We start from the raw sequence: 18,279 nt of genomic DNA on the forward strand, positions 1-18,279 counted from the left end.
ACACTCGTTACCCATATAAGGTAACGAGTGTCACCCCACCCGCGTCAAAGGGAAATCCGGATGGCCAGGACGCCCGACCCGCAGCGCCGCTCCGAGCTGCTCGACCAGATCGTCGACTACCTCGCCGACCACGGCCTGTCCACGCTGTCCATGCGGCCGCTGGCCGAGCATCTGGGCAAGTCCACGCGCGTACTGACCCATCACTTCTCCGACAAGGAAGAGCTCCTGTCGGCCACCATGCGCCGCCTCGACGAGCGTCACCGCGCCTGGCTGCGCTCCCTGCCGGGATGGGAGGGCGGCGACAGCGTCGGCACGATCGTGCGCCGCACCTGGGACTGGCAGCTGCGGGAGGAGAACCTGCCCGTCGCCCGCCTCATCCACGAGATCGAGGGCCTGGTCGCGGGCGGCCGCCTGGCCGGGCACGTGCCGGAGCTGCTGTCGGACCGCTCCGCCTTCGTCGCCGGGCTGCTGCGCGAGCGGGGCGTACCGGAGAAGGACGCCCGGCGCATCTCCACGCTGGTCAACTCCGCCTACACCGGCCTGCAGCTCGACTTCCTGACCACCGGCGAGCGCGAGCGCGTGGAGGGCGCGCTCGACCAGCTCACCACGATGCTGGACGCGTGGGTGGCCGAACATGCCCGAGGGTGACGCCGTCTACCGCACCGCCGCCCGGCTGCGCGAGGCGCTCGACGGGCGCGTGCTGACGCGCACGGACTTCCGCGTGCCGCGCCACGCCACCGCCGACCTGTCCGGCCGCACGGTCCTCACCACGGCCTCGTACGGCAAGCACCTGCTCACCAGAGTCGAAGGCGGCCTGACCGTGCACACGCACCTGCGCATGGACGGGAGCTGGCGGATCATGGAACCGGGCCGCCGCCTGCCACCCGGCGACCAGGTACGCCTCGTGCTGGCCACCGCGGAACACCAGGCCGTGGGCCTCAAACTCGGCATGGTGGACCTGGTCAAGGACGAGCGCCAGATCATCGGGCATCTGGGCCCGGACCTGCTCGGAGAGGGATGGGACGCGGCGGAGGCGGTCAGCCGGCTGCGCGCGCGACCGGAGAGAAGCATCGGAGAGGCGCTGCTGGATCAGCGCAATCTCGCGGGCATCGGGACGATCTACCGGGCCGAGACACTCTTCCTGCGCGGCGTGTGGCCATGGCGGAAGGTCGGCGAGATCGAGAGTCTGGACAGCCTGGTCTCGCTGGCGCAGCGCTTGCTGGACGCCAACAAAACACACGCGGGCACGGTGACCACAGGCGACCGCCGTCCGGGCAACCAGACGTGGGTCTACGGCAGGGCCGGGCGACCCTGTCGCCGATGCGGCACCCGCATCAGCCGCGGGGAGATGGGGGCACAACCACAGGAACGCCTGATCCTGTGGTGCGGGAACTGCCAGCCGCGCTAGGCGGCCACCATGTCCTTCACCTCGGGGAACACCGAATCGGAGATCGAACCGGGGACCGACTCGGAAAGGGGCAGACGCTCGTGCTCGGGCGCGTCGGCGAGAACGGGAGCAGCCTGGAGTTCGGCCAGCGCGAACTGGTCGGACACCTCACGAAGCACCTGCGACAACGGCACACCCAAGGCACCGCAGATCGAGGCGAGCAGCTCCGACGATGCTTCCTTCTGCCCACGCTCGACCTCGGACAGGTATCCGAGCGAGACACGCGCAAGCGTCGACACTTCCCGAAGGGTGCGACCCTGACGCACCCGCAGCCGCCGCAACACGTCACCGAGCAGCTGACGCAGCAGAATCATCTGTCGCTCCCTCCCCGGCGCGGATGTCGGCACCACGCCTCGCGCGATCGGACTCTTCTTCTTGGGTTCGTACATACTCCTCGCCGTCATCATCGGGCGTCGCCGCTGCGTCGCACGTGGCTTGTCAGGCCCGCCGGCCGGGCGCTCAATGCTTGCTGATGGCTCACGGACCTCACTCACAGCTCCACCGTACCCGTATCCACCGACACCGCGTCAGACCGTGCTTGGCATGTTCGCTGGGGACGTAACACGGTAATCACCCGGAATGTTCCCCATTGCTCCGCTTCAGCACACCTGCGAGGAGATCGACAGCCTCGTCCACCGTCCTTACCCGGATCTCCTGCCTCGACCCTCCCCGCTCCAGATTTCGCCGCCAAACCTGGTCACCAGGTCCGCTCACGGCGATGTGCACGGTGCCCACGGGCTTGCCGTCCTGCGGGTCGGGTCCGGCCACGCCCGTCACGGCCAGGCCGTAGGTGGCACCGCACAGCTTCGCCGCGCCCCGGGCCATCGCCGCCGCCACCTCGGGGTGCACGGCGCCCTCCCGCCGCAGAAGATCCTCCGGTACGGCCAGCAGCGCCCGCTTCAGATCCGTGGCATAGGCGATCACCCCGCCACGGAACGCCCTGGAGGCCCCCGGCACGCCGGTGAACGCCGAACCCAGCAGCCCACCGGTCAGCGACTCGGCCACGGCCAGGGTCGCGGACTGGCGTACCAGGAGATCGAGGGCCTCGGCGGCGCGGCCGGCGCTCACTCGCCCCGCACCCGCCTGGCCACGCCGCGCAGCCGGATCGCCCGGAACACGTAGTCGACGCCCGTGCCCACGGTGACCACCACCGCCGCCCCCATTACCACCCAGCGCACCGGGTCGGAGCCCCAGGGCAGGATGTACAGGACGATCGCGGCTATCTGCAGCACCGTCTTGACCTTGCCGCCGTAGCTGGCCGGGATGACCGCGTGGCGCAGCAGGACCAGCCGCAGCAGCGTGATGCCGAGTTCACGGCCGAGGATCACGATCGTGACCCACCAGCCCAGCTCGCCCAGCACCGACAGGCTCACCAGCGCCGCCCCGGTCAGCGCCTTGTCGGCGATCGGGTCGGCGATCTTGCCGAAGTCGGTGATCAGGCCGTAGCGTCTGGCCAGCTCTCCGTCGAGATGGTCGGTGATCGAGGCCACCGCGAACACCCCGAGCGCGGCCAGCCGCCAGCCCATGCCGGGCAGAAAGAGGCAGACAACGAAGAAAGGGACGAGCACCATCCGGACGACCGTGAGGACGTTGGCGATGTTCCACGGGCTGACCACCCGGCGCTCGTCCTTCGTCATGGACCGGCCTTGATACGCGCGATCAGGTCGACCCCCTCGGCGTCGACCGCGACCGCGCGCACGATCTGGCCCGGCACCAGGCCGATGCCCTGAACCGTCACGGAACCATCCACCTCGGGGCCCTGGTGGGCCGCGCGGCCCTCGTAGCCGCCGTCGCCGAGGTCTTCTTCGATGAGCACGTCGAGCTCGGTGCCGATGCGCTCCTCCGCGCGCTGCGCGGTCAGCTCCTCGGCCAGCTCGGTCAGCGTCCGCACCCGCTCGTCGACGACGTCCTGGGCGAGCTTGCCCGGCAGCGAGGCCGCCTCGGTGCCGTCCTCGTCGGAGTAGCCGAAGACGCCGATCACGTCGAGCCTGGCCGCCTCAAGGAAGCCCACCAGCTCGCCGAACTCCTCCTCGGTCTCGCCGGGGAAGCCCACGATGAAGTTGGAGCGCACGCCCGCCTCCGGCGCCTTGTCGCGGACGGCGTCCAGGAGCTCCAGGAAGCGCCTGGGGTCGCCGAAGCGGCGCATCCGGCGCAGCACCGAGCCGCTGGCGTGCTGGAAGGACAGGTCGAAGTAGGGCGCGATGCCCTCGGTGCCGGAGAGCACGTCGATGAGGCCGGGGCGCAGCTCGGCGGGCTGCAGGTAGCTGGCCCGCACCCGCTCGATGCCCTCGGTCGCGGCCAGCTTGGGCAGCAGCTTCTCCAGCGCGCGCAGGTCGCCGAGGTCCTTGCCGTAGGACGTGGAGTTCTCGCTCACGAGCACGAGCTCGCGGACCCCGCGATGGGCCAGCCAGTCGGCCTCGGCCAGCAGCTCCTGCGGGTCGCGCGAGACATAGGCGCCGCGGAAGGCCGGGATCGCGCAGAACGAGCAGCGGCGGTCGCAACCCGAGGCCAGCTTCAGCGAGGCGACCGGGCTCTCGTCGAGCCGCCTGCGCAGCACCCTCGGCCCGCTGGCCGGCGCCAGCCCCTCGGGCAGGTCGCCGTGACCTGGGATGGCGGATTTGGGCGCGCTGGCACGATCCACCGGCGAGATGGGCAGCAGGGTACGGCGGTCGCGTGGCGTGTGCGGCGTCAGCGACCTGCCGTCGAGCACGTCGTCGAGGCGCTCGCCGATCTCGGCGTAGTCGTCGAAGGAGATGACCGCGCTCGCCTCGGGCAGAGCCTCGGCCAGCTCCTTGCCGTAGCGCTCGGCCATACATCCGGCCGCGACCACCTTCGCGCCGGAGTCGGCGGCGGCCAGCAGCGTGTCGATCGAGTCCTTCTTCGCAGAATCGATGAAGCCGCACGTATTGACGACGACGACATCGGGGTCGTCGTCACCGAGCTGCCAACCGGCAGCCTCGATGCGCGCGGCGAGCTCTTCGGAGTCGACCTCGTTGCGCGCGCAGCCCAGGGTGATCAGCGATACGGACTTTGACATGGTGAACACTACGGTATCGGGAGTTGGCCACTACCTTCACCGTGGCCGGGGTGCAGATGGCCCGAACGAGCGCCGCACCGTCTCCCCACGCCCGCCGGGCTGGCCCAGATCCTTGCCGTTGACCTGCAGCAAGACCGCTCCGGCATCGCCGAAGAGCAGCTTCATCTGAGTCGGTGCCCGCCACGTCGAGCTCTTGCCCGCCACCAGTGTCCCGGCGAACAGCTTGCGCCCCTTCGCGTCCCGCACGTTCAGATAGGACGAGCGCTTCGCCTCCACCTTCACCACGACAAGATCCTTCATCGCGGGTACGGCAGGCGCCGGCTTCTTCGGCACCGGCGGCGGCTCGGTGAACGGCGTGTTGGGCGGCACGCTGGGCGCGGCCGAGACCGGCGTGACGTCGGCGACCCGCGTCTCCCCCGACCCGCCCATCACCCGCACGACCCCGAACACCACCACGATCGCCAGCGCCACCCCCAGCGCCATCGTCCAGTTGGGCCCGCGCCGCTCGCGCAGCTTCACCCGGCGGTCGGCCTGGAAGATCGTGGCCGCCCGCACCGGCATCGGCACGCCGCCGTGATGCTCGTCATAGAGGTGGACCATGGCCTCGGGATCGAGGCCGACCGCCCTGGCTATCGCCTTGATGTGCCCCCTGGCGTAGAAGTCGCCCCCGCACAGGGAGAAGTCATCGCGTTCTATCGCGTAGATCAGCGCCTCGCGCACGCGCGTGGTCGCGCTGAGCTGACCTACCGTCAGCCCCGATGCCCGTCTGGCCGCCGCCAGCGTGGACCCAATGCTCTGCTCCTGCACGGCAAACGCCTCCCCGCCCCCGACGTTGCGTAGTGGTCCATATTCAACCAGTAATCGCCGGGCGGGGAAGCATTGGGGTCACTCGCCGCGCAGGTCGGCCAGCAAACCCGCGAGTTCGTCGGGCTTCACCATGACCTCGCGGGCCTTGGAACCCTCGCTCGGGCCGACCACGTTCCGGCTTTCGAGCAGGTCCATGAGACGCCCGGCCTTGGCGAACCCGACGCGCAGCTTGCGCTGGAGCATCGAGGTCGAGCCGAACTGCGTGGTGACGATCAGCTCGGCCGCCTGCAGCAGCAGGTCGAGGTCGTCGCCGATGTCCTCGTCGATCTCCTTCTTGACCGTCACCGCGGCCACGTCGTCGCGGTACTCGGCCTGCATCTGCCCCTTGCAGTGCTCGACGATCGCCGCGATCTCCTTCTCGGAGACGAACGCGTTCTGGATGCGGATGGGCTTGCTCGCGCCCATCGGCAGGAACAGCGCGTCGCCCTGGCCGACGAGCTTGTCGGCGCCGGGCTGGTCGAGGATGACCCGCGAGTCGGTGAGGCTGGAGACGGCGAAGGCGAGCCTGGAGGGCACGTTGGCCTTGATCAGGCCGGTCACGACGTCCACGGAGGGCCGCTGGGTGGCGATCACCAGGTGGATGCCGGCCGCGCGGGCGAGCTGGGTGATGCGGACGATGGAGTCCTCGACGTCGCGCGGAGCGACCATCATCAGGTCGGCCAGCTCGTCCACGATCACCAGCAGGTACGGGTAGGGCTGGTAGACGCGCTCGCTGCCCGGCGGCGGCTTGAGCTGGCCCGCCCGCACGGCCTTGTTGAACTCGTCCACGTGCCGGAAACCGCTGGCCGCCAGGTCGTCGTAGCGGCGGTCCATCTCGCCCACGACCCAGTCGAGGGCCTCCGCGGCCTTCTTCGGGTTGGTGATGATCGGGGTGATCAGGTGGGGGATGCCCTCGTAGACGCTGAGTTCCACCCGCTTGGGGTCCACGAGCACCATGCGGACCTCGTCCGGGGTGGCGCGCATGAGGATGCTGGTGATCAGCCCGTTCACGCAGACGGACTTGCCGGCGCCGGTGGCGCCCGCGATGAGCAGGTGCGGCATCTTGGCGAGGTTGGCGACGATCGTGCGCCCCTCGACGTCCTTGCCCAGGCCCACGATCATCGGGTGGTGGTCGGCCTGCGCCACCTGTGCCCGCAGCACGTCGCCGAGCGCGACAAGATCCTTGTCCGCGTTGGGAATCTCCACCCCGATCGCCGACTTACCGGGGATCGGCGACAAGATCCTGACATCCGCCGATTTAACGGCGTAAGCAATGTTTTTGGTGAGAGCGGTGACTTTTTCCACCTTCACGGCGGGCCCGAGCTCGATCTCGTACCGCGTCACCGTCGGGCCGCGCGTGAAGCCCATCACCTGCGCGTCGATCGTGAACTGCTCCAGCACGCTGGTCAGCGCGTTGACCACGACGGTGTTCGCCTTGGTCTGCGGCTTCGGCGCCGACCCCGGCTTGAGGCTCTGAAGATCCGGCAGCTGGTACGGCCCGGCCTGCGGCGACAGGACAAGTTGCTCCACCTTGCGCGGAGCCGGGCTCGGCTCCGGCAGCTCCGGCTTGCGGGCCTCCGGGCCGGCCGGCGACTCCTCCTCGTCCGTGAGCCCCGGCACGATCTCCGGCGAATGGTCGCCGCGCTTGTCCTTGTCCTTCTCCGCCAGGACCGGCGTGTCATAGGGCTTGACCAGGTCGCCGGCCTCCGGCTCGCCCGGCTTCTTGGCCCTGGTCCGCTTCTTGCCCTGGTCGCCGGGTTGCGCGGAGCCCTGCCGTTCGAACAGAAGATGCTTGAGCTCGGCCAGCCGTTCCGGAATGCGGTGGACCGGCGTGGCCGTGATCACCAGCACGCCGAAGCCCGACAGGATCAGCAGCAGCGGGATCGTGATGAACGGCGGCAGAATGCTGTGCGGCGGCGCCGAGACGATGAACCCGATGATGCCACCGGCCTCCGACACCTTGTCCATGCCGTCGGTCTTGGTCCCCGAGGGGTACGGCACGCCGTTCGCGACGTGGATGACGCCCAGCACGCCGATGAGCAGCGCGCTCCAGCCGATCACCATGCGGCCGGTGTCGGCGTTCTGGTCGGGGTGGCGCAGGAACCGCCAGGCCAGCAGCCCGAGCAGCAACGGCAGCGCCCAGGCCAGCGACCCGAACACACCCTGGACCACGGCGTTGACCACGTCGGAGACCGCGCCCCTGGCGTCGCGCCACGTCATGGCGGCCAGCACGATCGCACCCGCCAGCACCGCCAGACCCACACCGTCACGCCGATGGGCAGGGTCGAGCTCACGGGCGCTGGAGCCGAGCGCACGGGCGGCGCTGCCGATACCGTTGGCCAGCAGCATCCACAGCCCGACGATGAGCTTGCCGATCATCGTGAAGATCCAGCTGATGGGGTCCTGGTGGGTCACGGACGACTTGCGGGCCGAGCCCGTCCCCTTCGCCTTGGGGCGTCCCGCCGACGAGGACGGCCGCTTGGCAGGGGTCGCCCGCGACGAGTTCGACCGCTTCGCCGGCCCCTTCGGTGCGCTTTTCGGCGTACGGGTGGCCATGATGCCAAAGGTACGTCCCCAACCCCCGCCACGGCACAGAGGCTCGCCGTTGCGCCCGAAAAATCCCCTTTCCCCCACCCACCCCACTGGCCCCCGCCGCAACGCGAAGCCGGCACGGGTGGCGAGGGGCGAGGTCAGGGGGTGGGGTGGAGGGTGTCGAAGGCGGACTGCATGGCGTGGACCCGGTCGGCCAGGTCCTTGATGGCGTCCCTGAGGCCGTCGTCGTCCGGGACCGCCACCGTCAGCGTGGTCAGCTGGTCCTCCACGGACTTCAGGCGGTCGGCGAACGTGGTCAGCGCCTGGGCGTTGCGGGTCAGGTCGGGGTCGTTGCGGAGCAGGTCGCGCAGCAGGGCGGCCTGTTCACGCAGCATGTGGCTCTTGCGGGACAGTTCGATGAACACCGCCACCTTGCTCCGCAGCACCCACGGGTCGAAGGGTTTGGTGATGTAGTCCACGGCCCCGACGGCGTAACCGCGGAAGGCGGCGCCCGAGCCGGTGTCGGTTCCGGTGAGGAAGATGATGGGCACGTCACGGGTCTGGTCGAGGCGTTTGATGTGGGCGGCGGTCTCGAAGCCATCCATGCCGGGCATCAGCACGTCCAGCAGCACCACGGCGAAGTCGTGGCGCAGCATCAGCTTCATGGCCTCCTGCCCCGACCTGGCCTTGAACAACTGCTGCTGCAGCGGCCGTAGCACCGCCTCCAGCGCGACCAGGCTCTCGTCCTTGTCGTCGACAAGGAGGATCTTGACCTGGCGGATCATTCTGTACTCTCCTCCGCTTCGGCGACGCGCTCGCCGTCGAGCCAGCCGCGCATCACCTCCAGCAGGTGATCGAGGTCGACGGGCTTGGGAACGTAGTCGGACGCGCCGCAGGCGATGGTCTTCTCCCGGTCGCCGGGCATCGCCTTGGCCGTCAGCGCGATGATCGGCAGGTCGGTGAAGCGAGGCATCTGCCGTACGACGCCGAGCGTCTCGTAGCCATCCATCTCGGGCATCATCACGTCCATGAGGACCAGGGCGATCTTCTCCTCGCGTTCGAGCGCCTCGATGCCCTCGCGGCCGTTCTCGGCGTAGATGACCTCCATGCCGAGGCGGCCGAGGACGTGGGTGAGGGCGTAGACGTTGCGGATGTCGTCGTCGACGATGAGCACCCGCTTGCCGGCGAAGGCGGCGCCGACGGGGCCGTCGACGAGCGCGCTGAGCTGGGCCGCCGACTGCCACAGCTCGTCGCCGCTGTCGACGACCGGCCATTCGGCCTGCGGCGGCGGGGCGGCCCGGGTGTCGACGGCCTTGCGCAGCGGCTCGGTGGGCAGCCACGCGGGCTCAAGAGCCGCGGGCTCGGCGCCGCCCGACTCGACGGTGACACTGGTCGCGGGGCAGACGGCGGGCACGAACAGGGTGAACGTGCTGCCGCGCCCGGGTTCGCTGACGGCGTGGATCTGGCCGCCGAGCAGCCGGGCGATCTCGCTGCTGATGGACAGGCCGAGGCCGGTGCCGCCGTACTTGCGGCTGGTGGTGCCGTCGGCCTGCTGGAAGGCGCCGAAGATGGCGGGCAGCTTGTCGGCGGCGATGCCGATGCCGGTGTCGGAGACGGCGAAGGCGATCACGTCGCCGGGCCGGGTGTGGCCGTCGTCGCCCTCGGAGGCGAAGGCGCCGACGTTGGAGACGGCCAGGCGTACCTCGCCGCTGCTGGTGAACTTGACCGCGTTCGACAGCAGGTTGCGCAGGATCTGCTGCAGCCGCCGCTCGTCGTTGAACATCTCCCGCGGTACGCCGGGGTGCACCTCGATCTCGAAGGTGAGACCCCGGTCGACGGTGAGCGGGCGGAAGGTGGCGTCGACGTAGTCGAGGACCTTGCTGAGCGACAGGTTCTCCGGTCGCACGTCCATCCGGCCGGCCTCGATCTTGGACAGGTCGAGGATGTCGTTGATGAGCTGGAGCAGGTCGCTGCCGGCGTTGTGGATCGTGGAGGCGAACTCGACCTCCTGCGCGGACAGGTTGTTCTCGGGGTTGTCGGCCAGCAGTCTGGCCAGGATGAGCAGGCTGTTGAGCGGCGTACGCAGCTCGTGGGACATGTTGGCCAGGAACTCCGACTTGTAGCGCGAGGAGGTGGCCAGCAGGTGCGCCTTCTCCTCCAGCGCGGCGTTGGAGCGGCGCAGCTCTGCCTGCTGGCGCTGGAGTTCGTCGGAACGGCCCTGCAACTGCTGGGCCAGCCGCTGCGACTCCGACAGCAGCGACTCGGTCCTGGCGTTGGCGATGATCGTGTTGATGGCCACGCCGATCGTGACCACGAACTGGTCGAAGAAGGCCAGGTGGACCTCGCTGAAGCGGCTGAAGGAGGCCAGTTCGACGACGCCGAGCACCTTGTCCTCGAACAGGATCGGCAGCACGACCACGCTGGCGGGCGCGGCCTCGCCGAGCCCGGTGTGGACCTTGATGTAGTCGGCGGGCACGTCTTCGAGCAGGATGCGCTTCTTCTCCAGCGCCGCCTGGCGGATCAGGCCGGGCCCCTCGGTGCCGGGGTCGGGGAGCACGTCGCGGTCGTGGGCGGCGCCGTACCCGGCGATGAAGGCGAGCGCGCCGCCGCGCGCGTCGAGGTCGGCGAGGTAGAACGCGCCGAACTGCGCGCTGACCAGCGGGGTGAGCTCGCGCAGGATGAGGTCGGCGACCTCGACGAGGTCGCGGTGGCCCTGCATGAGCCCGGCGATGCGGGCGAGGTTGGACTCCAGCCAGTCCTTGGCTCGGGTGGTCTCGCGCAGGTTGGCGACCATGAGGTTGACGTTGTTCTTGAGCTCGGCGACCTCGCCCTTGGCTTCGAGGCTGATGCTGCGGCTGAGGTCGCCCTGGGCGACGGCGCTGGCGACCTCGGCGATCGCGCGCACCTGGGTGGTGAGGTTGCCGGCGAGCTCGTTGACGTTCTTGGTGAGGCGTTCCCAGGTGCCGTAGACGCCTTCGACCTCGGCCTGGCCGCCGAGGCGGCCTTCTGAGCCGACCTCGCGGGCCACGCGGGTGACCTCGGAGGAGAAGGACGAGAGCGTGTCGACCATGGTGTTGATCGTGGTCTTGAGCTCCAGGATCTCGCCGCGGGCGTCCACGTCGATCTTCTTGGACAGGTCGCCGTTGGCGACGGCGGTGGCCACCTGGGCGATGTTGCGTACCTGGGAGGTGAGGTTGGAGGCCATGAAGTTGACGTTGTCCGTGAGGTCCTTCCAGACGCCGGACACGCCGCGGACCTGGGCCTGACCGCCCAGGCTGCCTTCGGTGCCGACCTCGCGGGCCACCCGGGTGACCTCGTCGGCGAAGGCGGACAGCTGGTCGACGGTGGTGTTGATGGTGTCCTTGAGCTGGAGGATCTCGCCCCGGGCGTCGACGGTGATCTTCTTGGACAGGTCGCCGTTGGCGATGGCCGTGGTGACGACGGCGATGCTGCGTACCTGGGAGGTGAGGTTGGAGGCCATGAAGTTGACGTTGTCGGTCAGGTCCTTCCAGACGCCGGACACGCCCCGGACCTGCGCCTGACCGCCCAGGCGGCCCTCGGTGCCCACCTCGCGGGCCACCCGGGTCACCTCGTCGGCGAACGCGGACAACTGGTCGACCATCGTGTTGATGGTGTCCTTGAGCTGGAGGATCTCGCCCCGGGCGTCGACGGTGATCTTCTTGGACAGGTCTCCCTCGGCGATGCCGGTGGTGACCTGGGCGATGTTGCGTACCTGGGAGGTGAGGTTGTCGGCCATGAAGTTGACGTTGTCGGTCAGGTCCTTCCAGACGCCCGAGACGCCCTTCACCACCGCCCGCCCGCCGAGCTGGCCCTCCGTGCCGACCTCGCGGGCCACGCGGGTGACCTCGTCGGCGAAGGAGGAGAGCTGGTCGACCATGGTGTTGATGGTGTTGGTCAGCTCCAGGATCTCGCCCTTCACCTCCACGGTGATCTTCCGCGACAGGTCGCCCTGGGCCACGGCCGTGGCCACCTGGGCGATGGAGCGCACCTGGGTGGTCAGATTGTCGGCCATGAAGTTGACGTTGTCGGTCAGGTCCTTCCAGACGCCGGACACGCCCCGGACCTGGGCCTGACCGCCCAGGCGGCCCTCGGTGCCCACCTCGCGGGCCACCCGCGTCACCTCGGCGGCGAACGCGGACAGCTGGTCCACCATCGTGTTGACGGTGTCCTTGAGCTGCAGGATCTCGCCCTTCACGTCAACGGTGATCTTCCGCGACAGGTCACCCTGGGCCACGGCGGTGGCCACGGTGGCGATGTCGCGTACCTGCGTGGTCAGGTTGGAGGCCATGAAGTTGACGTTGTCGGTCAGGTCCTTCCAGACGCCCGAGACGCCCTTCACCACCGCCCGGCCGCCCAGCTGGCCCTCCGTGCCCACCTCGCGGGCCACCCGCGTCACCTCGTCGGCGAACGCGGACAGCTGGTCCACCATCGTGTTGATGGTGTCCTTCATCTGCAGGATCTCGCCGCGCGCGTCCACGGTGATCTTCTTGGACAGGTCGCCGTTGGCCACGGCCGTGGTGATCTGGGCGATCGAGCGCACCTGGGAGGTGAGGTTGTCGGCCATGAAGTTGACGTTGTCGGTCAGGTCCTTCCACGTGCCCGAGACCCCGCGCACGTCGGCCCGGCCGCCGAGCTGGCCCTCCGTGCCCACCTCGCGGGCGACCCGCGTCACCTCGCTGGCGAAGGCCGACAGCTGATCGACCATCGTGTTGATGGTGTCCTTGAGCTGCAGGATCTCACCGCGGGCGTCAACGGTGATCTTCCGCGAGAGGTCGCCCTGCGCGACCGCGGTCGTCACCTGCGCGATCGAGCGCACCTGCGTCGTCAGGTTGGAGGCCATGAAGTTGACGTTGTCGGTGAGGTCCTTCCACGTGCCGGAGACGCCCTTCACCTCGGCCCGGCCGCCGAGCTGGCCCTCGGTGCCGACCTCGCGGGCCACCCGCGTCACCTCGTCGGCGAACGCGGACAGCTGGTCCACCATCGTGTTGATGGTGTCCTTGAGCTGCAGGATCTCGCCCCGGGCGTCCACGGTGATCTTCTTGGACAGGTCGCCGTTGGCCACGGCCGTCGTCACCTGCGCGATCGAACGCACCTGCGTCGTCAGGTTCGACGCCATGAAGTTGACGTTGTCGGTGAGGTCCTTCCACACCCCGCTCATCCCGCGCACCTGCGCCTGACCGCCCAGGCGGCCCTCGGTGCCGACCTCGCGGGCCACCCGCGTCACCTCGTCGGCGAACGCGGACAGCTGATCGACCATCGTGTTCACGGTGAGCTTGAGCTCCAGCAGCTCGCCGGTGGCCTCGACCGTCACCTGCCGGGTCAGGTCGCCCCTGGCCACGGCGGTCGTGACCACCGCGATGTCGCGCACCTGCGCGGTCAGCCGCCCGGCCATGGCGTTGACCGCCTCGGTCACGTCGCGCCAGCTGCCCTGCATGCCCTGCACCTTGGCCCGGCCGCCCAGACGGCCCTCGGTGCCCACCTCGCGGGCCACCCGCGTCACCTCGCCGGAGAACAGCGCGAGCTGGTCGACCATGCGGTTGACGGCCTTGCCCATCAGCCGCAGCCCGCCGCGCAGCGGCCGGCTGTCCTCCTGCAGGTCGACGCGCTGCGACAGGTCGCCGTCCGCGACGGCGTTGAGCACCCGGGTGGCCTTGGCGGCCGGGATCACCAGGGCGTCGATGAGCGAGTTGACCGCGGTGACGTTGCCCGCCCAGGAGCCGGCCCCCTGACTGGGGCTGATCCGCTCGTCGAGGTGGCCCTGCCTGGCGACCTCGGTGCGGACCCTGTTCAGCTCTCTGGACATGTGCTCGTTGCGCTCGACCACCTGGTTGAACGCGACCGCGAGCTCCGCCAGGACCGGGTCGTCCGGCACCGGCAGCCTGCTGCGGAAGTTGCCGTCGCGCAGGCCGTGCAGGGCGACGAGTAACGGGCGCAGATCGGCGGATTGGAGCGCTCCAGGAGCAAGCGATGTGACCATGGCCGCCTTCTTCGCAACTGGAAGTATCAGCGGCTTCAGTCTGCCACTCTGAGTGTGACCGAACTGCCACATCGAGTGATGTTCTAGGAAGACGCGTGGACGCCGCCCGGGTTACGAGCACGGCCTTCGACGGGACGCCCCATGCCCCGGCCGCGGCACGCCGCTTCGTGCGTGACGTTCTCGCCGAATGGCACCTCAGCCACGTCGAAGCGGACGCGGTGCTGCTGACCAGCGAACTCGTCACCAACGCCGTCGTCCACGCGGGCACGGCGATCGAGCTGACCTGCCGCCTCGACGAGGCCGCCACCCCGCCGCGGCTGGAGATCGAGGTGGACGACCACCACCCCTCGCGCACGGTCCAGTCCACCGGTGCCCTGGCCACCTCCGGCCGCGGTCTGGCGCTGGCCGGGATGCTGGCCGACGCGTGGGGGGTCACCTACTCCCGCTCGGCCAAACGCGTGTGGGTGCGCCTGGACCTCATGGACGACGACGGTACGCGGGAGACGGGCGGGCCACCGGCCGCCGCCCCCGCGATCGCCGCCGCGCCCGTGGAGTCGCTGCACGTGGGGGTGATCGTGGCCGACGCCCACGGCCGCGTGCTGCTGTGGAACCCGGAAGCCGAGGCGCTGCTCGGCCGGCTGGCGAGCGAGGCGGTCGGGATGACGCTGGCCGAACTGGTCGCCTGGCGCGGCCACGGCGGCTACGCGCTGACGCTGGACGACATGCTCGGCCTGGGCCGCTGGCGCGGGGCGTCGTGGATGCGTCACCGCGACGGCCGCCTGGTTCCCGTGTACGTCTCCCATCTGCGTACCGGCGGGCGGGCGGGTGACCGCCGGGTGGTGTGGATGGTGGTGGCCGAGGACCACCGCTACGTCCTGGCGCCGACGTCCACGCCGCTCAGGCGCGAGGCGGGCGAGCGGATCATGGAGGTGCTCGGGCGCGCCCGTCCGCTGACGGAGCGCCTGCAGGCCACGGCCCAGGTGATCCAGGCCTCGTCCGGGGCGGACGCCGCGTACGTGCTGGTCAGGAGCGAGCACGACGACGGCTTCGCCGTGGCGGGCGGCGCGGGCGCGACGGCGGGGCCGGTGAGGGTGCTGGGCGCGGGGGTGTTCTCGCGATCGGGCGCGAGCCCGAGCATGGTGGACGATCTGCTGAGCACGGACGTGGAGCTGGCGCGGCAGCTGCACGCCAGGTCGCTGGCGTGCGCGCCCCTGCGCACGGCCGGTGAGGTCCACGGCTATCTCGTGGTGACCGCGACCGAGCCGGGCCGCTTCGACAGCGCGCTGGCCGCCGGGCTCCAGCACGTCGCCGACCAGGTCGCCCTGCACGTGGAGCGGGAACGGCTGGCCGAAAGCGACCGCGCGCACCGGGGCCGGCTGTCGTTCCTGGCAGAGGCGGGCGAACTGCTGGCCGGCGTGCACGACGAGGAGCTGATCGCGGCGCTGGCGGCCCAGCTCGTGGTGCCCAAGCTCGCCCAGTGGGCGGCGGTGTATCTGACCGATCTGTCGGGCGCGACCCGTCTGGCCCATGTCTGGCACTGCGAGGAGCGGCACAACGCCGAGCTGCGCCGCGTGCTGCCGGCCAGGCCGCAGCCGGAGCTGGGCGAGACCGACTGGCCTCCCGGGGCGGCGACGGTGCTGTCGTTCCCGCTGCTGACCGGCGACAGGTCGCTCGGGGCGCTGGTGCTCGGCCGGGCCGAGCCGATGCTCTCCCACGAGCTGGCCGACCTGCTGGCCGACCTGTGCCGGCTGGTGGCGCTCAACCTGCACACCGCCATGCTCTACGCCCGCCAGGAGACCACCTCGCGGGTCCTGCAGCGCAGCCTCCTGCCGGTGACCACCTCCTCGATGCCCGGCCTGGAGTCGGCGGTGGTCTACGAGCCGGCCGAGGAGGGCGCGGACGTGGGGGGCGACTTCTACGACCTGTTCGCGGTCGGCGACCGGTGGTGTTTCGCGCTGGGCGACGTCTGCGGCAGCGGTCCTGAGGCGGCCGCGGTGACCGGTCTGGCCCGCCACGCCGTACGCCTGCTGGCCAAGGAGCGCTATCCGATCGCGGCGATACTCGACCGGCTCAACGCGACGTTGATCGACGAGGCGGAGGAGGGCCGGTTCCTGAGCCTGCTGTGCGGGGAGCTGACGCCGCTGCCGCAGGGCGGCGCGCGCTGCGCGATCGCCTCGGCCGGGCATCCGCCGCCGCTGGTGCTGCGCGCGAACGGCGTGGTCGAGACGGTCGCCGCGCCGCAGCTGCTGCTGGGCATCGAAGGCTCGGCGGAGTTCTTCGACGAGAGCTTCGAGCTGGCTCCCGGCGACGTGCTGCTGTGCGTGACCGACGGGGTGACCGAGCGGCGCGAGGGCAAGCGGCTGCTGGACGACGACGACGGGCTGGCGAGGTTGCTGGCCACGTGCGGAGGACTGAGCGCGCACGCGGTCGCCGAGCGGGTACGGCACGCCGTCGACACCTTCGCCGCCGAGCCGTCCCGCGACGACCTGGCGGTGCTGGTGCTGAAGGCGGTCAGGCCGTGAAGCGGTAGGTGGTGCTCGACTCCATGCGCTCGCCCGGCCGCAGCACGGTCGAGGGGAAGCGCGGCTGATTGGGCGAGTCGGGGAAGTGCTGCGTCTCCAGGCAGAACCCGGAGAACGGCCCGTACGGCGTGGCCGTCGGGTCGAGCATGCCGCCGGCGTAGAACTGCAGGCCCGGCTCGGTGGTGGCGACCTCCATGGCCAGCCCGGAGATGGGTTCGACGACCCGGACGCCGCCGTCGAGGACGAAGCAGTGGTCGTAGGCGGCGCCGTACCTCTGCCCGATGACCGTCGGGGTGGTGAAGTCGAACGGGGTGTCGCGCACGGACGCGAGCTCGCCCGTGGGGATCTTGCCGCCGTCGACGGGCAGGTAGCGGCCGGCGTCGACGCGCAGGATGTGGCCGCGGACGTCGCCGCCGCCGGCGAGGTTGAAATAGGTGTGGTTGGTGAGGTTGACGACGGTGGGGGCGTCGGCGACCGCGGTGTAGTCGAGGCGGAGCGCGTCGCCGTCGAGGGTGTAGGTGACGGTGGCGGTGAGCTCGCCCGGGTAGCCCTGGTCGCCGTCGGGGCTGGTGAGGCTGAGGGTCACGGACTTCGGGGAGGTTCGCGCGACGGCCCAGTCGTGCTTGTCGAAGCCCTTGAAGCCGCCGTGCAGGCTGTTGGCGCCGTTGTTGACGGGCAGGGTGTGCTCGACGCCGTCGAGGACGAAGCGGCCGCCGGCGATGCGGTTGGCGTAGCGGCCGACGACGGCGCCGAAGTAGCGGCTGCGGGTGAGGTAGTCGGCGGGGTCGTCCAGGCCGAGCACGACGTTGACGCCGCCGACCTCCAGCGACTGCAGGACGGCGCCGTAGGGCAGCACGCGGGCGCGCAGCGCTCCGGACGCCAGCTCGATCATCTGGGGGCCTCTCCGGTGGATTCGCGGACGATGAGCGCGGTCGGCAGCTTGACGGGCCCGGTCTCCGCGCCCAGGAGCAGGTCGACGGCGGCGCGTCCGGCGGCTTCCGTGGGCATGGCCACGGTGGTGAGCTTGGGCCGGTTGAGCCGGCCCGGCAGGATGTCGTCGACGCCGACCACGCTCACGTCGACCGGCACGCGTACGCCGAGGTCGGCCAGGCCCTCGATGAGGCCGAGCGCGACCAGGTCGTTGTAGGCGAGCACGCCGGTGGCGCCGGAGTCGGCGACGGCGCGGGCGGCGGCGATGCCGCCCTGCTCGGTGGGCTGGTTGGGCCCGATGACCGGCACGTCCCCGGCGGCGACGCGCATCTCCTCGCTGGTCCACGAGCCGGCCGGGCCCCTGACGTAGGCCAGGCGGCGGTGGCCGAGGCCGCGCAGGTGCTCCAGGGCGAGCGCGGCGCCCCGGGCGACGTCCATGAGGACCCAGGGCAGGCCCTCGACCTGGCGGTTGACGACGACGAACGGCACGTCTTCCGCCAGCCGGACGATCTGGTCGTTGGCCAGGCGCGGGCTGCACAGGATGACGCCGTCGACCTGTTTGGCGAGGGTGCGGAGCAGCTCTTCCTCTGCCCTGGGGTCCTCGTCGGTGTCGGCGACGAACACGTGGTAGTCGTGGCTCCTGGCGTGGCTCTGGGCGGCCTTGATCAGCGGCGGGAAGAACGGGTTGGCGATGTCGGCGACGATCAGGCCGAGGTTCATGGTGCGGCCGGTGGTGAGGGCGCGCGCGGCCCGGTTGGGCCGGTAGCCGAGCTGGTCGGCGGCGGCCAGGACGCGGTCGCGGGTGGCCGGGTTGACCAGGTGCGGGGCGGAGAAGCTGCGGGAGACCGTCGAGACGTGCACTCCGGTGGCGCGGGCCACGTCTCTGATCGTCACCGCCATGGCGTTCCCCCCTGCAAACGGTTGCCCACAAACCTTGACGGTTGCGATTGCGGCCGTCAAGGTCAAT

General features: G+C 70.3%; 13 protein-coding genes. 3 read left to right on the top strand and 10 right to left on the bottom strand.

The window, feature by feature from the left end; genetic code table 11:
* The first annotated feature begins 60 nt into the window (after positions 1-60).
* Both ACIBHY_RS32885 and ACIBHY_RS32890 read left to right on the top strand, forming a co-directional pair.
* Positions 61-648 (top strand): TetR/AcrR family transcriptional regulator, encoded by a 588-nt coding sequence (locus ACIBHY_RS32885; protein ID WP_397248412.1) that lies wholly within the window; start codon positions 61-63, stop codon positions 646-648.
* Positions 635-1,408: a DNA-formamidopyrimidine glycosylase family protein gene (locus ACIBHY_RS32890; protein WP_397248410.1), complete on the top strand. Its 774-nt coding sequence runs from the start codon at positions 635-637 to the stop codon at positions 1,406-1,408. The genes ACIBHY_RS32885 and ACIBHY_RS32890 overlap by 14 nt, the downstream gene beginning before the upstream one ends.
* On the opposite strand, the gene ACIBHY_RS32895 is transcribed toward ACIBHY_RS32890, so the two are convergent.
* The 8 genes from ACIBHY_RS32895 to ACIBHY_RS32930 all read right to left on the bottom strand — a co-directional run bounded on the left by ACIBHY_RS32895 (position 1,405) and on the right by ACIBHY_RS32930 (position 13,860).
* Positions 1,405-1,761, bottom strand: coding sequence for a helix-turn-helix domain-containing protein (locus ACIBHY_RS32895; protein ID WP_184966807.1), 357 nt, complete (start codon positions 1,759-1,761; stop codon positions 1,405-1,407). The two genes, ACIBHY_RS32890 and ACIBHY_RS32895, sit on opposite strands and share 4 nt — an antisense overlap.
* Positions 1,762-2,017: 256 nt before the next feature.
* On the bottom strand, positions 2,018-2,515 hold the full coding sequence (locus ACIBHY_RS32900) for a CinA family protein (RefSeq protein ID WP_397248408.1): 498 nt from the start codon (positions 2,513-2,515) through the stop codon (positions 2,018-2,020).
* A complete protein-coding gene (gene pgsA, locus ACIBHY_RS32905; RefSeq protein ID WP_379625429.1) occupies positions 2,512-3,084 on the bottom strand; it encodes a CDP-diacylglycerol--glycerol-3-phosphate 3-phosphatidyltransferase in 573 nt (190 codons plus the stop codon). The genes ACIBHY_RS32900 and pgsA overlap by 4 nt, the downstream gene beginning before the upstream one ends.
* Positions 3,081-4,484 (bottom strand): 30S ribosomal protein S12 methylthiotransferase RimO, encoded by a 1,404-nt coding sequence (gene rimO, locus ACIBHY_RS32910; RefSeq protein ID WP_397248407.1) that lies wholly within the window; start codon positions 4,482-4,484, stop codon positions 3,081-3,083. Before rimO ends, pgsA begins: the two co-directional genes overlap by 4 nt.
* 36 nt (positions 4,485-4,520) lie before the next feature.
* Positions 4,521-5,291 carry a helix-turn-helix domain-containing protein gene (locus tag ACIBHY_RS32915; RefSeq protein WP_397248405.1) on the bottom strand — a complete coding sequence of 257 codons (771 nt, stop codon included), beginning with the start codon at positions 5,289-5,291 and terminating at the stop codon, positions 4,521-4,523.
* Between the two features lie 78 nt (positions 5,292-5,369).
* Positions 5,370-7,886, bottom strand: coding sequence for a DNA translocase FtsK (locus ACIBHY_RS32920; protein WP_397308735.1), 2,517 nt, complete (start codon positions 7,884-7,886; stop codon positions 5,370-5,372).
* A gap of 134 nt (positions 7,887-8,020) precedes the next feature.
* A complete protein-coding gene (locus tag ACIBHY_RS32925) occupies positions 8,021-8,647 on the bottom strand; it encodes a two-component system response regulator (protein WP_397248402.1) in 627 nt (208 codons plus the stop codon).
* Positions 8,644-13,860 carry a HAMP domain-containing protein gene (locus ACIBHY_RS32930; protein ID WP_397248400.1) on the bottom strand — a complete coding sequence of 1,739 codons (5,217 nt, stop codon included), beginning with the start codon at positions 13,858-13,860 and terminating at the stop codon, positions 8,644-8,646. Before ACIBHY_RS32930 ends, ACIBHY_RS32925 begins: the two co-directional genes overlap by 4 nt.
* 95 nt (positions 13,861-13,955) lie before the next feature.
* Between ACIBHY_RS32930 and ACIBHY_RS32935 the strand changes: the two genes are divergently transcribed.
* Complete coding sequence (locus tag ACIBHY_RS32935) at positions 13,956-16,382, top strand: SpoIIE family protein phosphatase (RefSeq protein WP_397308736.1); 2,427 nt, start codon at positions 13,956-13,958, stop codon at positions 16,380-16,382.
* On the opposite strand, the gene ACIBHY_RS32940 is transcribed toward ACIBHY_RS32935, so the two are convergent.
* Together ACIBHY_RS32940 and ACIBHY_RS32945 are read right to left on the bottom strand one after the other, a co-directional pair.
* Complete coding sequence (locus ACIBHY_RS32940; protein ID WP_397248396.1) at positions 16,372-17,274, bottom strand: aldose epimerase family protein; 903 nt, start codon at positions 17,272-17,274, stop codon at positions 16,372-16,374. The two genes, ACIBHY_RS32935 and ACIBHY_RS32940, sit on opposite strands and share 11 nt — an antisense overlap.
* A complete protein-coding gene (locus ACIBHY_RS32945; RefSeq protein WP_397308737.1) occupies positions 17,271-18,212 on the bottom strand; it encodes a LacI family DNA-binding transcriptional regulator in 942 nt (313 codons plus the stop codon). Before ACIBHY_RS32945 ends, ACIBHY_RS32940 begins: the two co-directional genes overlap by 4 nt.
* Between the last annotated feature and the right edge of the window lie 67 nt (positions 18,213-18,279).

It is taken from the genome of Nonomuraea sp. NPDC050547, from assembly GCF_044457345.1.
In the GTDB taxonomy this organism is placed as follows: Bacteria; Actinomycetota; Actinomycetes; order Streptosporangiales; family Streptosporangiaceae; genus Nonomuraea.